The sequence below is a fragment of the Veillonella sp. LMAG:90 genome, assembly GCF_008679445.1.
In the GTDB taxonomy this organism is placed as follows: domain Bacteria; phylum Bacillota; class Negativicutes; order Veillonellales; family Veillonellaceae; genus Veillonella_A.
On record NZ_NAND01000001.1, the window covers coordinates 1146789 to 1160572 of the forward strand.

Annotated in this window: 14 protein-coding genes; all 14 read left to right on the forward strand. The window is 44.5% G+C overall.

Annotated features, from left to right (window positions below; genetic code table 11):
- The first annotated feature begins 65 nt into the window (after positions 1 to 65).
- The 14 genes from CCC71_RS05025 (at position 66) to kdsB (ending at position 13780) form a co-directional block, all read left to right on the forward strand.
- Complete coding sequence (locus CCC71_RS05025; protein ID WP_226974212.1) at positions 66 to 575, forward strand: OmpH/Skp family outer membrane protein; 510 nt, start codon at positions 66 to 68, stop codon at positions 573 to 575.
- Positions 576 to 618: 43 nt separating this feature from the next.
- Positions 619 to 1602, forward strand: coding sequence for a hypothetical protein (locus CCC71_RS05030; protein ID WP_021840880.1), 984 nt, complete (start codon positions 619 to 621; stop codon positions 1600 to 1602).
- A gap of 15 nt (positions 1603 to 1617) precedes the next feature.
- Complete coding sequence (locus tag CCC71_RS05035) at positions 1618 to 2139, forward strand: OmpH/Skp family outer membrane protein (protein ID WP_021840881.1); 522 nt, start codon at positions 1618 to 1620, stop codon at positions 2137 to 2139.
- Between the two features lie 37 nt (positions 2140 to 2176).
- Entirely contained in the window at positions 2177 to 3208 is a 1032-nt protein-coding gene (lpxD, locus tag CCC71_RS05040) for a UDP-3-O-(3-hydroxymyristoyl)glucosamine N-acyltransferase (protein ID WP_021840882.1), read from the forward strand.
- 8 nt (positions 3209 to 3216) lie between these two features.
- Positions 3217 to 4122: a lysophospholipid acyltransferase family protein gene (locus CCC71_RS05045; RefSeq protein ID WP_021840883.1), complete on the forward strand. Its 906-nt coding sequence runs from the start codon at positions 3217 to 3219 to the stop codon at positions 4120 to 4122.
- Between the two features lie 141 nt (positions 4123 to 4263).
- Positions 4264 to 5097 (forward strand): UDP-3-O-acyl-N-acetylglucosamine deacetylase, encoded by an 834-nt coding sequence (gene lpxC / locus CCC71_RS05050; protein ID WP_021840884.1) that lies wholly within the window; start codon positions 4264 to 4266, stop codon positions 5095 to 5097.
- A 1-nt stretch (position 5098) separates the two neighbouring features.
- Complete coding sequence (fabZ, locus tag CCC71_RS05055; protein WP_021840885.1) at positions 5099 to 5530, forward strand: 3-hydroxyacyl-ACP dehydratase FabZ; 432 nt, start codon at positions 5099 to 5101, stop codon at positions 5528 to 5530.
- A gap of 190 nt (positions 5531 to 5720) precedes the next feature.
- Complete coding sequence (gene lpxA / locus CCC71_RS05060) at positions 5721 to 6533, forward strand: acyl-ACP--UDP-N-acetylglucosamine O-acyltransferase (protein ID WP_021840886.1); 813 nt, start codon at positions 5721 to 5723, stop codon at positions 6531 to 6533.
- 138 nt (positions 6534 to 6671) lie between these two features.
- The gene (locus tag CCC71_RS05065) at positions 6672 to 7493 is read left to right on the forward strand and encodes an LpxI family protein (RefSeq protein WP_156704199.1); all 822 of its coding nucleotides are present in this window, start codon (positions 6672 to 6674) and stop codon (positions 7491 to 7493) included.
- 87 nt (positions 7494 to 7580) lie between these two features.
- Positions 7581 to 8822 carry a lipid-A-disaccharide synthase gene (gene lpxB / locus CCC71_RS05070; RefSeq protein WP_226974211.1) on the forward strand — a complete coding sequence of 414 codons (1242 nt, stop codon included), beginning with the start codon at positions 7581 to 7583 and terminating at the stop codon, positions 8820 to 8822.
- An 18-nt stretch (positions 8823 to 8840) separates the two neighbouring features.
- On the forward strand, positions 8841 to 10571 hold the full coding sequence (gene msbA, locus CCC71_RS05075) for a lipid A export permease/ATP-binding protein MsbA (RefSeq protein ID WP_295240806.1): 1731 nt from the start codon (positions 8841 to 8843) through the stop codon (positions 10569 to 10571).
- A 2-nt stretch (positions 10572 to 10573) separates the two neighbouring features.
- Positions 10574 to 11878, forward strand: coding sequence for a 3-deoxy-D-manno-octulosonic acid transferase (locus CCC71_RS05080; RefSeq protein WP_296333162.1), 1305 nt, complete (start codon positions 10574 to 10576; stop codon positions 11876 to 11878).
- Between the two features lie 43 nt (positions 11879 to 11921).
- On the forward strand, positions 11922 to 13052 hold the full coding sequence (gene lpxK, locus CCC71_RS05085; protein ID WP_295252485.1) for a tetraacyldisaccharide 4'-kinase: 1131 nt from the start codon (positions 11922 to 11924) through the stop codon (positions 13050 to 13052).
- The gene (gene kdsB / locus CCC71_RS05090) at positions 13049 to 13780 is read left to right on the forward strand and encodes a 3-deoxy-manno-octulosonate cytidylyltransferase (protein WP_021840892.1); all 732 of its coding nucleotides are present in this window, start codon (positions 13049 to 13051) and stop codon (positions 13778 to 13780) included. The genes lpxK and kdsB overlap by 4 nt, the downstream gene beginning before the upstream one ends.
- The last annotated feature ends 4 nt before the right edge of the window (positions 13781 to 13784 follow it).

Sequence of the window (13784 nt, forward strand, 5' to 3'; positions counted from 1 at the left end):
TGACATATAAAGTTTAAGTCGATTATGCATAGATTTTTTCAAAAAAGAAAGAAGGTATATTACCTATGATGCGGTTAATTAATAACCAAAAGAACAAGAAGTTTGTATCCTTATTTGTTGCCGTTATATTCCTCTTAGGTATCGGCGCCATCGCGTACACACAAATGGCTACGCCAACCATTGCATCCGATGCGGACAGCAACATTGGCGTTATCGATACGACTAAAGTATTGAATGCCGCTTCACCGGCAGTCATTGAAGCCAATAAAGAATTGGATGATTATAAGAAACAGTTAAGCGATGAATTTAATACTAAATCCGCTAATATGGACGATAACCAAAAAGCAGCACTTGCTTCTGAATACCAAGGCAAAGTTCAGGATAAAATGATGGAAATCCAGAAGAAAATTCAGAGTCAGGTAAGTGATGCGTCCAAAGCTGTTGCCGATGCTAAAGGTTTATCCATTGTTATGGATAAACGTACTGTTTTATACGGCGGTGTAGATATTACCGACCAGGTACAGCGTAAATTGAGCGGTAACTCTGATGCTACCGATTCAAGCAGCCAGAAATAATCGGACAGATGATTCGTTTGTTGAATAGAGAGGAGGCGGTACAATGAAGCCGCAGTATCGTTGGATTTCTGTTGTTGTCGTTGTAATTGCCGCCTTACTCGCGGGCTTGTTTATTCATAATCGTTTGGATGATAAAAAAACGACTTCAACTCCTAATATGCCGAAAATCGGCATTGTTAAAATGGAAAAGGTCATCAAATTTAACCCATCCTATGATGAATATACGCAAGCTAAAAAAGAATTAGATGATTTGCAGGCTCAATATAAAAATGAGCAGCAAAGCTTAACGCAAAAATCGCAGCAACAGTCTTTAGCACTTCAGGCCTTAGGCTCCGACAAGGAAATCACCGATTTACTGAATACGGAATTAATTACTAAGGTAAAAGCTAAAGAACAGGAACTGAATGTAGCTTATCAAAAACAGCGTATCGCTTTAATCAATAAGTATCGCGGTGAAGTTAAAACGGAAATGACCGAAGCGGATTTACGAATTGTTAATTTGCAATTGGAATTAAGTGCCAATACGGCACCTATAGCAGTAACGGAAGAACAAAAAACGGCTATTGAAGCTGAACGGGCTGCCAAAGAGAAAGAGTTACAAGAACTCTTGGCATCGCGCAGTCAATCCGTACAGGGGAATTTGCAAGATTTAGAGCAGAAGGTCGATGCCGAGTTGGCACCGATTCGTGCGTCCGGTCAAAAAGAACTGGATGACTATGCGGCTAATCTTCAAAAAGAATTACTCGCCCGTCGTGATATAATGGTAAAAGCTAAAGCGGAATCTATTATGGCAACCAATAATCTGCCAAATCCGGTAGAGTGGAATACGGCCTGGGATTCACGCATGAAAGCAAAACAAAGTGAAGTAGAAGCCCTTCATGACGCCATTTTGGAAGATGTACGCATGCGCGCCATGGTGGTGGCAAAGGAAAAGAACCTCGATTTAATAGTTATTGATGAAGTTTCAAATGTTAATGCAACTGATGTGACCGATGCTATTATTGCATCCTATTCGGTTGCTCAATAAAAGGAGTTTTTTACAATGAATAAGAATGTAAAACGTATTTTGGCCGGTTTAACTATGATGGTATCCGTAGGCTTAGTTGCCGGTTGCGGTACTACTGAACAGGTTGGTTATGTAGATATGCAAAAAATCATGACTGACAGCCAAAAAGGTCAGGATACGAATAATAAATTACAGGCTAAATTTACTGAAATTAATGCTCGTTTAGCTCAGGATCAAAGTGCCGGTCAAGATGCCAACACTATGATGCAGAATCAACAGAAAGCTCAGCAGGAATTCCAGGCTTATCAGCAGGCTATGATTAATGATTTCCGCAACGCTGTAGATACGAATGTACAGGCTATTGCGAAAGAAAAAAATATTACTGCCGTAGTTGAAAAGAATGCTTTAATCAGCGGTGGCGTTGATTTGACTGAAGAAGTATTGAACAAAATGGGTAAAGCGGCTAATGCAAGCGATGCCAATGCCAATCAGGCAGCGAGTGGTGACGCTAACGCACAGAGCACAGCAACATCCGGCAGCACTGAAAGTAACAAATAATAACGATTAATTCGATCAGCGAGAGGAGACTTTCACGGTGAAGTATACAGTTGAGGAACTGGCAAAGAGTGTAGAAGGTAAAGTAGTAGGTGACGGCAGCGTTGAGATTACGGAAACCCGTGGTCTCGATCAAGCGGCACCGCAGGCAATTTCATTTGCCATAGGCGAATATTGTGAACATGTAGGGCAAAGCAAAGCAGGCGCTGTCATTGTAGAAGCACCGTTGGCCGATGTGAGCATTCCTCAAATTGTAGTTCATAATGCTAAGGCCGCTTTTGCACAGATTTTACAGATTTTCCATCCGCCGGTAGTATTTCCTACCGGTATTCATGAAACAGCGATTATCGGCAACAATGTAACATTAGGCAAGAATGTTACGGTAGGACCATACTGCATTATTTATGATAATGCGGTTATCGGTGACAATGTAGTATTACATCCTTATGTTTACGTAGGTCATAATGTACGCATTGGCGACGACTCTACTTTATACAGCGGTGCCATTGTTCATGAAAATTGTATTTTAGGTAAACGCGTAATTCTTAGAGCTAAAGCCGTTATTGGCGGTGAAGGCTTCGGTTTTGCTACCGAAGCGGGGAAACATACGCATATCCCGCAAGTTGGCAATGTAATCCTTGAAGATGATGTGGAAGTAGGCTCTTGTTCCTGTATTGATAATGCAACTATGGGTTCCACCTTGGTAAGAAGAGGCACTAAGATTGACAATTTGGTGCATTTAGGGCACAATGTTGAAATCGGTGAAGATTGCTTCCTCATTGCGCAGGTTGGGATTGCAGGCAGTACTAAATGCGGCAATCATGTAATTTTTGCCGGTCAGACCGGTTGTACCGGTCACATCACCATCGGTGACAATGTTACCTTTGCAGGGAAGACAGGCATTGTCGGTAATGTTTCGGCCAATGGGACCTATGCCGGCTATCCGCATCGACCTCATAAGGAATGGCTTAAATTGGCTGCTTATGAAAATCGTTTGCCGGATATGGCCAAAACAATTAAGCGTTTAGAAAAAGAACTGGCTGCCTTAAAAGAAGAATTGGCGGCGAAATAGGAGAGTATATGTATAGGTTTATGAAGCTCTTTAGTGCTTTTATCTGTATGATGCCTCATAGTATACAATATGGTATCGGCTATTTGCTGGGCGAGATTTTTTGGCTGTTTTTACCGCCGAAACGCCGCAAATTGGCTATAGGGCAGATTTTATTCTGCAATATTACAGACGATCCTAAAGAAGCAAGACGAATAGCTAAAAAGAGTACAACCCGCTTCGGACGTATGATTATCGATGTATTGCGTTATCCGGAAATTAAGGATGGCAAATATAAAGAAATGTTCGAATGGGTTGACCGTGAATATTTGGATGATGCCCAAGAAGGCGGTAAGGGAGCTGTGCTCATGGCGATTCACAGCAGCAACTGGGAACTTCTGGGCGGTATTTTAGCATCCGAAGGCTATCCGTTAATATCGGTTGCCATGAGACAAAATGGGGACGCCGATAAATTTATCAATGAATATAGAGCGCTCATGCATCAGCATGTGACGTATAAAACCGGTGTACGCGAAATGATCAGAGAGCTTCAAAAAGGCTCTATGATTGGTCTTATTATGGACCAGGATCCGGCTGCCCAAGGGCAATTGGTGCCGTTCTTCGGCTATGAAACCTTGACCCCGGTAGGACCGGCCGTAATGGGTCGTATGCAAGATGTTCCGATTATACCGGTAACCATTCGCTACGATGAATTTGAAGAAAAATACATCGTTACCGCCCATCCGCCGTTCTATGCGGAGCATACGGATGACAAAAAACGAGACACCGCAGTTACGTTGACTCGTTTAAATGAATGGATTGAAGACTATATCAGACGCTATCCGGAAGACTGGTTCTGGCTTCACAATCGTTGGAAGTGGACACGCCGTTATTATGCAGGTAAAATGGAAGTACCACCGGATCCAATGAAGGACTGAGACCATACTTGCCATGTCTTTTGAGAATAGTATATAATAAAAGACAGTGTATTGAAGAGTGACCTTTCGCAATGTATGTGCAATCGAATAGTAGGGTCACTCTTATCGTTCCCAGGTTATGACAAGGAAAGGAGGAGTCTGATGGTACTTAAGCAAAAGACCCTCGTTAAAGAAATTGCCTATGAAGGCACAGGACTCCATAGCGGTCTGCCGGTGACCATGACATTACGTCCGGCAACAGCTGATACAGGGATTGTGTTTGTGCGCACTGATTTACCGGGGAATCCTTCAGTTAAAGCAACTCCGGCCAATGTTACCAATACAAACCGGGCTACCACCTTGGAATCGGGTGAAGCCAAAGTATTTACGGTAGAACATTTATTGGCGGCTTTTTATGGATTGGGCATAGATAATTGCTATGTAGAATTGAATTCGCCGGAACCACCGATTGGTGACGGCAGTGCAGCTGTGTTTGTAGATTTGATGCAAACCGCAGGGGTTAAAGAATTGGCTGCGGAGCGTAAGGTATATGCAGTAAAACAGGCTCATACTGTATATGACGGCGATCGTTATATTTTAATCGTACCTTATGATGGTTTACGTGTAACTTTTACTTCGGTCAACAATCATCCGCTACTGGGGACACAACAGGTGGATATTGACATAAATTCTGACGTGTTTGTCAGTGAAATCTCACCGGCGCGAACTATCGGTTTTATGAGTGAATTAAAACAGTTGCAAGCAATGGGACTCGCTAAGGGCGGCAATGTGGATAATGTTTTGGTTTATGATGATACCAAATGTTTATCGGTGCCGCGTTTTGATGATGAATTGGTTCGACACAAAATATTGGACATTCTTGGGGATTTATTCCTCCTCGGACCGATTAAGGGACATATTATTGCGTTGAAGTCCAGTCATGAATTGAATTCCCGTTTGGCCCGTGAAATTTTGCAAGAAATGAAGGAGGATTAAGATGATTCTTACAGTTGAAGACATTATGGAAATTTTACCGCATCGATACCCACTATTATTGGTTGATCGTATTATTGAATTGGAACCTATGAAGCGTGCCGTAGGCATTAAAAATGCTACAATGAATGAATTGTTCTTCCAAGGTCATTTCCCGGGAAACCCGGTAATGCCCGGCGTATTGTTAACGGAAGCGATCGCTCAAGTTGGCGGCATTGCCCTTCTGTATCCGGAAGAAAACCGTGGTCTTACACCTATGTTTACAGGCATTGATAAAGTACGTTTCCGTCATCCTGTAAAACCGGGCGACCAAGTTCGCATGGAAGCGGATGTTGTAAAAATTAAAGGCATGATGGGTAAGGTAGAAGGCAGAGCCTACGTTGGCGATAAATTGGTAGCCAGTGGCGAGTACATGTTTGCACTTGTAAAGAAGTAAAACTTTAAAAACTCGAGATAAAATGTGATAAAAGCATATTTTCTCATAATTATTATAAAATTTCTCTGTTCCTGATTGTAAAACTTTCTAAAATGAAAGTTCACTAATTTAAGTTTATTACGATTATGTTATTAATAAAGCAACATTTAGCGTAATAGTCGCAATCTCAACAGAGCAAGGAGTGACATAGATGATAGTAGTAGGCATGGAGAATGCTACCTCTAATATACATAGCACCGCGGTGGTACATCCGGACGCTAAGATTGGCCAAGGGGTAATTATCGGCCCCGGTGCCGTAATCGGTGAAAATGTATCCATCGGAGACGGAACCAAAATCGGTGCCAATGTAGTCGTAGGCGGTTGGACTACCATTGGACAACGTTGTGAACTTTACCCGGGGTCGGCTGTAGGGTTAGAACCTCAAGATCTAAAGTTTAAAGGTGAAAAGAGCTTTTGCAATATTGGTGATGAAACAGTCATTCGTGAATGCGTTACCATCAGTCGTGCTACCGGTGAAGGTGAAGAAACTCGCATAGGCAATAACTGCCTATTCCAGGCATGCACTCATGTTGCCCATAACTGCATCGTAGGCAACAATGTAATTATGAGTAACTGTGCCGGTCTCGCCGGTCATGTTATCGTCGAAGATCGAGTAGTTATCGGCGGTATTGCGGGCATTCATCAGTTTGTAAAAATCGGTCGTAACGCCATGGTCGGCGGTATGGCTAAAGTAGTGCAGGATATTCCGCCTTACGTAATTGCCGACGGCCAGCCGGCTCGTGTAATCGGCCTTAATTCCGTAGGTTTATCCCGTGCCGGAATTTCTGAAGAAGTACGCCATGATTTGAAACAGGCATTCCGCATCATTTATCGCTCCGGTTTTAGCTTATCCAGAGCGATTGAAGAAATGGAAATGCAATTAAACTCTTCCGTAGAAATTGAGAACTTATTGCGTTTCTTGCGCAATGCAGACCGTGGCATTATGCGTCTTCGCCGCGATTAAAAAGTAAGAGTCTTGCCTTGACGGGTCAAAAGAGTGGTTTGACCCTGAAAGGGAAGGCTCTTTTTGTTCAAAAATGAGGTAAAATTTGATATAATATTATATATTATGTCTTTAAATACAAAGAACTGGGAGGAAACGATGGCAAAAGTCGGATTACTGGCCGGCGTAGGTAAATTGCCGGTGGAATTTTTACGAGCAGCGCAATCGGAAGGCTATGAAGTAGTCGTTATTGCTGTTATTCCCGACACGGAACCTGAGCTAAAAGCGGAAGCTGATGCATTCTATGAAATCAATGTGGCAAAGATAGATAAAATTTTTAAAACACTTCATAAAGAAGGCATCACGGAAGTGACCATGCTCGGCAAAGTAACCAAAGAGATTTTATTTAAAGGGTTGGTTATGCCTGATTTGCGGACCATTAAGTTACTCACTAAACTTCGCAATCGCAAGGATGACACGATTATGCTGACTATCGTGGAGGAACTGGCTAAAGAAGGTATTCAGGTGGTGGACCAAACCGTTTATATGAAACCTCTTATGCCTAAGGCGGGTGTCTTGACGAAGGCTAAACCGTCCAAAGAACAAATGGCCGATATCCTCTTCGGTTTTGATGTGGCCAAACAAATGGGCGGACTCGACATCGGTCAAACCGTTGTGGTCAAAGATATGGCTGTTATGGCCATTGAAGCGATTGAAGGGACCGATGCATGCATTAAGCGCGGCGGTGCTTTAGGGCGTGGCAATGCGGTTGTGGTTAAAACAGCCAAACCACGACAGGATGTGCGTTTTGACGTGCCCGCTGTGGGCCTTACAACGATTCAATCTATGCTGGATAGTGATTGCAAAATTCTTGCTATGGAAGCGGAGCGTACTATCTTTGTAGAGCAGGCCGAAGTTATTAAATTGGCTAACGAAAAAGGCCTTATTATCTGTGCCGTTGACGGTCCGGAAGAAGAATAATTCTGATAAAGAATGGGTTGCATTTCATAGGGCAAAAGCCTTTGAAGTGCATTTTGATAAAGCGTAATTACTATCTTGGAGGTTCTGATGAAAGTCATGTTTTCCGCCGGAGAAGCATCGGGCGATACGCATGCGGCCAGTGTTGCCGGCGCGTTAAAAACCTTATATCCCGAGGTAACCATGCTTGGCATGGGCGGTTCGCGCATGGCTGCTGCGGGCGTTAATATTGTGTACGATATTAAACAGCTCGGCTACATCGGCATCGTGGAAATTGTTAAGGCATTGCCTTCTTTTTTCAAACTGAGAGCCTATTTAAAAGATATTATGATGCGGGAAAAGCCGGATGTTTTGGTTTGTGTCGATTATCCCGGCTTTAATATGAAACTGGCTAAAGTCGCTCATGACCTGGGGATTCCCGTTGTCTATTATATTGCCCCTACTATATGGGCCTGGCATCGCAGTCGCGGCAAGGATATTGCCAAGACGGTGACCAAAGTGGCGTCCATATTTCCTTTTGAAGCGGCGGCGTATCGTGAATTCGGCGTAGATGTGGAATTTGTGGGCAATCCGTTGGTGGATATTGTGAAACCGACTATGACGAAGGCTGAAGCGATGACCTGTTTCCATATGGATCCTGACACTAAGCGGGTGTTGCTCATGCCCGGAAGCCGTAAGCAGGAAGTGTTGGGACTCCTCGACCGTATGCTTAAAGGGGCGGAAATTGTCATGCAAAAACATAGCAATTTGGCTTTTTACTTGCCGCGAGCGCATACGATTGATAAAGAAGAATTAGAAGCTATTGTTACTAACTATAAGGTGCCCGTTACAATTACAGAAGACCATACCTATGATTTAATGCAAAGCTGTGATGTGTGTCTCGCTGCATCAGGAACGGCCACGCTGGAGACTGCGTTGATGGGTTTACCCACAATTTTATTGTACCGTCTGTCGCCGGTTACCTTTATGTTAGGCAAACTATTGGTGAATTTAACCCATGTGGGCTTGCCGAATATTGTGGCGGGGCGCGAAGTGATTCCCGAATTATTGCAAGGGCAGGTAACTCCTGTGAATATTGCTAAGGAATTGACCTCTTTATTGGAGGATTCAGTTAGACGAAATACCATGATTGATGATTTGCATGCCGTTAAAGAAGCCTTAGGCGGTGAAGGTGCGGTTAAGCGTGTAGCTCAAGTGGTAGCTAATGTGGCCGGCGCTGCTAACAGCTCAAATTACGGCGACACTGACAGTGCCAATATTAGCGCACCCGACGGCGATATTGACCATGCGAAGGTCAGTGTCGATGAGAGTACCCCTGGTGATGCAAATTAATGGTTCCGGAGGATATGAATGGGAAGTTATAAACGATTATTAGTATATATTAAACCGTATATCGGACGTTTGATTTTCGGTTTAATTTGTATGATTATAGCGGCAGCCGCTTATTTAGTGGTGCCTTGGCTCATCAAAAATGTAGTGGATGATGTGCTGCAGGCGAAAGATATGCAGATGTTAAATCTCATCGTGGTTGCCATTTTGTTGGTCTTTCTGGTGCGCGGTTTTGCCACTTACGGTCAGACCTATACCATGAGTTATGTAGGACAACGAGTTATCATCGATATTCGTGAAGCCTTGTTTAAAAAGTTACAGCGCCTCGATCAGGCTTATTTTGATCGCCGTAAAACGGGCGTAGTCATGAGTAATTTAACCAATGACGTTGGTGCTTTGCAGACGGCCATCGTCGATAATTTGATTTCTTTCATCACGGAAGGGGTTACCTTAATCGGGTCCTTGGTTTCTATGATTCTTATAGATTGGAAGTTAACCTTGGTAACCTTCATTATCGTACCGGTCGTGCTTGGCCTTATCAATGTTTTCGGTAAGCGCCTTCGCTTGGCCGGTCATGATGTGCAGGGCCGTATTGCGGATATTACATCCCTTTTGCAGGAAGTCATTTCCGGTATTCGCGTAGTTCGCTCCTTTGCTCGTGAAGATTATGAAGTCGTGCGTTTTGAGAAGGAAAATAAGCGTAACTTTTTGGCCGCTATGAAAGCCACTAAGTTATCCGCCTTATTGAGCCCGCTCGTTGAATTTTCCGCTGCCATTGCGGTAACGGTCATTCTCTGGTATGGCGGTTATAATGTAGTAACAGGCGCTATTTCCGCCGGTTCGTTAATCGCTTTCTTAATCTACGCGATTAACTTGTCGAATCCGGTAAAACGTCTCAGCCAAGTATACGGCAATATTCAAAAAGCCATGGCTGCAGGCGACCGTGTTTTCGAAATTTTGGACACCGAGCCACAGGTTAAGGAAAAGCCGAATGCGATTGCCTTACCGGAACTCGCCGGTCAAGTTGAATTTGACCACGTGTCATTCTCTTATGACGGTGAAAAACCGGCTTTAACGGATGTATCCATCACCGTACCGGCCGGTCGTGTTGTTGCCATTGTAGGCCCATCCGGCGCCGGCAAGACGACCATTGCCAATTTGTTGCCGCGTTTTTATGATGTAACCGCGGGGGCACTTCGCATTGACGGTGTGGATGTGCGCGACGTAACCTTTAACTCCTTGCGTGAACAGGTAGGCTTGGTGCCGCAGGAAACGATGTTATTTAACGCCACAATTCGCGATAATATCTTATACGGTCGTTTAGACGGTACGGAAGAGGAAGTGTATGCCGCAGCGAAAGCGGCTAACGCCCTCGAATTTATCGAAAAATTACCGCACGGTTTTGACACTTTGGTAGGGGAGCGGGGCAGCTCCTTATCCGGCGGTCAGCGTCAACGAATTGCCATTGCCCGAGCTATTTTGAAAAATCCGAAAATCTTGATTTTGGACGAAGCTACATCTGCTCTTGATACGGAAAGTGAAAAAATCGTGCAGGAAGCGTTGGAACGATTGATGAAAGGCCGTACGGCGTTCGTTATTGCTCATCGTCTCAGCACCATCAAGAATGCGGATCAGATTATTGTATTGCGTCAGGGACATATTGAAGAAGTGGGAACCCATGAAGAGCTCCTCGCTCAAAATGGTCTCTATCAACATTTATATTCCGTGCAATTTGCAAGTAAAGGACAGTAAGGATGTATTGGGTATACAACGTATTACTAATTATATATTGGATTGGTTTGATACCGGTCATCCTCTATCGACTGGCGTTTGAAGAAGGTTTCTATGAGCGTATTCGGCAGAGTGCCGGTTTTATGCCCGATTCATTGATGCGCAAAATCGAAGGCCGTCGTGCTATTTGGGTGCATGCCGCATCGGTAGGTGAAATTGTGGCAACCAGTCCCATTGTAAAAGATATTAAAATGAAATTTCCGGAAGCAGTCGTAGTCGTATCGGTGGTTACCGCCACCGGCCATGCTATGGCACATCGCATCATTCCGGAAGCGGAAGGGATTATTTTCTTTCCGCTGGATTTGCCGTTTTTGACGCGTCGTATTTTGGATATCATTAAACCGATTACGATTTTACTCGTAGAAACGGAAATCTGGCCGAACTTCTTGCGCATTGCGGAAGATGAAAAAATTCCGGTTATGATGGTAAACGGTCGCATCAGCGATCGCAGTATGAAGCGGTACTGGATGATTCGTTCCTTTACGAAAGAAATGCTGGCGTCCATTCAATACTTCTGCATGCAGTCTAAATTGGATGCGGAATATATCGAATATCTCGGCGCCGCCAAAGATCGCATTACCGTAACCGGTAATACGAAGTACGACCAGACATATGCTCAGGTGACAGACGAAGAGAAAAAGAACCTCCAAGATGAATTCGGCTTTGGCCGTAACCATCCGATTATCGTAGCCGGCAGTACGCATCGCGGTGAGGAAGATGCTGTTTTGACGGCCTTTAATGAGATTTTAAAGGTATATCCGGAAGCTCGCTTACTCATTGCGCCTCGTGAAATTATGCGCGGCAATGATGTTAAAAGTTTGGCTGAAAAGTATGGTCTCAAGGCGATTTGTCGCAGCGTTATGACCGGACCGGTTCATGAGAAAACACCGGTGGTGGTACTCGACACAATCGGTGAATTGGGTAGGCTTTACAGCTTAGGTGATATTATATTTGTAGGTGGTTCCTTAGTACGGACCGGGGGCCATAACATTTTAGAACCGGCAGCTCACGGCAAACCGATTTTGGTAGGGCCGCATATGTTTAACTTTAAAGAAATTTACTCACTCTTAAGCTCAAGAGATGCATGTCTTATGGTTAAAGATGGCAAAGAATTGACCGATACGATGCTCGAACTTTGCCGCCATAAGGAACGTCGCGAAGCGATGGGGCGGAACTGTTTGGAGATTGTTTATGAAAACCGCGGTGCCACCCAGCGCAATACGGAAGAGTTACGTAAATTATTTGAAAACTATCACATCATTCCGTAACTTGGACTAAATTGTAAAGTTACGGCAAAGGAGGTAAGAGCTCATGAAAGGGGAACAACTGTTTAAAAAGTTGGTGAGCGGTCGGGCAAAATGGCCGTTGGCAGACGTTGCCAGAGGCGGCCTCGGTTTGTTAAGTATGGTATATGCGCAAGGGGCGACCTATCGCAATCAGAAATTTGATAAGCTCCAAGGCGTTACCAGGGCTAGCGTGCCGGTAATCAGCGTTGGCAATATTACGGCCGGCGGTACCGGTAAGACACCGATGGTGCGCTATATTTGCCAATATTTAGAATCGCTTAATATGGCACCGGCTGTACTGAGTCGAGGCTATCGGGCCGAGGATAATCAGGATACAATCATTGTATCGCGCTGCGGTCGCTTGGAAGTTACCCCTGCCGTGAGTGGTGATGAAGCTTGGCTCTTAGGTAAAGGGCTGGGACATACCAGTGTGGTTATCGGTCGTGAGCGTGCAGCGTCTGCCCAAGTAGCGACAGCAACGCTCGGTAGTGATATACTTGTATTAGATGATGGTTTTCAGCATCGCAAGTTGGCTCGTGATTTAGATATCGTGCTCATTGATGCGGCTAATCCGTTCGGCTATGACCACGTATTACCGCGCGGTCTTTTACGGGAACCGTTGGACGGTTTGCGTCGTGCCGATGTATTCGTTTTGACTAAGACGGATCAGGTACCGGCAGATATTCTATTCGGTATTAAACATCGCCTCGGGCAGTTGGCACCGAACATTCCGATTGTTGAAACCATTCATAAGCCGTTGGGCATGCAAACTTTGGATTCTTGGGAGCGCAATGAAGAAGCGCAAGCTTCACTCGTAGTGTCTCACAAGTTTTTAACGGTGAGCGGTATCGGTCGGCCCGAATCATTTCAGCACACTGTAAACAGTCTTGGCTATGAAGTCATTGACAGTTTGGACTTTGGCGATCATCATGAATATACTACCGATGATGTGGTTAAAATGTGGTGTACCGCTTTTGCCAAAGGTGCTACAGCCATTGTGACGACCGAAAAAGATGCGGTTAAATTAAGTCAAATGCAAGCCGTACATGATTTGAAGATACCTGTATATGTAATCCCTATCGGTATTGAATTTATCAAAGGGGAAGAAGAGTTTAAGGCCTGTATTAAAGGCGTAGGAAAGAAGGATACTTTATGAAAATAGCTTGTGTCATTCCCGCACGATATGCGTCGACCCGTTTACCCGGTAAGCCATTGGCGGATATTGCGGGCAAACCGATGATTCAGCGCGTCTATGAGCAAGTATCGAAGGCTGCAGTGCCTGATGAAGTCATTGTGGCTACGGACGATCAGCGTGTATTTGATGCTGTTGCGGGCTTTGGCGGCACGGCTATTATGACGAAGGCCAATCATTTGACCGGTACCGATCGCTTGGCGGAAGTGGCTGAAGCGAGACCCGATATTGATGTAATTATCAATGTTCAGGGCGATGAACCTTTGATTGCGCCGGATTTAATCGATAGTTTGGGAGATTTATTCCGTCATGACGGTGAGCTTAAAATGGCGACCGTAGGCGCTCCTTTAGGGGAAGCAGAATATAATGAGCCGTCAGCCGTAAAGGTTATTTGTAATTTAAAAGGCCAGGCTATGTATTTTTCCCGCTCGTTGATTCCTTACCCGCGCAATGCGTTTGTGAATGCACCGTTAAAGCATATCGGCATTTATGCGTATACCCGAGATTTTCTCCTGGAATTCGCGAAGATGGAGCCAACGCCTGCAGAACTTACAGAGTCATTGGAGCAACTGCGTGCTTTAGAAAATGGTATTGCTATTCAAGTTATAAAAACCGAGGCTCGTTTTATCGGTGTCGATACGCCGGAAGATTTGGCTGCTGTTAATGAAATTTTTAAAAAACAGGGCTTGTAAGAGC

Coding starts and splice junctions, on each gene's coding strand:
- msbA (WP_295240806.1), top strand. CDS start 8,841: ATGGGAAGTTATAAACGATTATTAGTATATATTAAACCGTATATCGGA.
- lpxA (WP_021840886.1), top strand. CDS start 5,721: ATGATAGTAGTAGGCATGGAGAATGCTACCTCTAATATACATAGCACC.
- CCC71_RS05080 (WP_296333162.1), top strand. CDS start 10,574: ATGTATTGGGTATACAACGTATTACTAATTATATATTGGATTGGTTTG.
- CCC71_RS05045 (WP_021840883.1), top strand. CDS start 3,217: ATGTATAGGTTTATGAAGCTCTTTAGTGCTTTTATCTGTATGATGCCT.
- lpxC (WP_021840884.1), top strand. CDS start 4,264: ATGGTACTTAAGCAAAAGACCCTCGTTAAAGAAATTGCCTATGAAGGC.
- CCC71_RS05030 (WP_021840880.1), top strand. CDS start 619: ATGAAGCCGCAGTATCGTTGGATTTCTGTTGTTGTCGTTGTAATTGCC.
- lpxK (WP_295252485.1), top strand. CDS start 11,922: ATGAAAGGGGAACAACTGTTTAAAAAGTTGGTGAGCGGTCGGGCAAAA.
- lpxB (WP_226974211.1), top strand. CDS start 7,581: ATGAAAGTCATGTTTTCCGCCGGAGAAGCATCGGGCGATACGCATGCG.
- fabZ (WP_021840885.1), top strand. CDS start 5,099: ATGATTCTTACAGTTGAAGACATTATGGAAATTTTACCGCATCGATAC.
- kdsB (WP_021840892.1), top strand. CDS start 13,049: ATGAAAATAGCTTGTGTCATTCCCGCACGATATGCGTCGACCCGTTTA.
- CCC71_RS05065 (WP_156704199.1), top strand. CDS start 6,672: ATGGCAAAAGTCGGATTACTGGCCGGCGTAGGTAAATTGCCGGTGGAA.
- CCC71_RS05025 (WP_226974212.1), top strand. CDS start 66: ATGATGCGGTTAATTAATAACCAAAAGAACAAGAAGTTTGTATCCTTA.
- CCC71_RS05035 (WP_021840881.1), top strand. CDS start 1,618: ATGAATAAGAATGTAAAACGTATTTTGGCCGGTTTAACTATGATGGTA.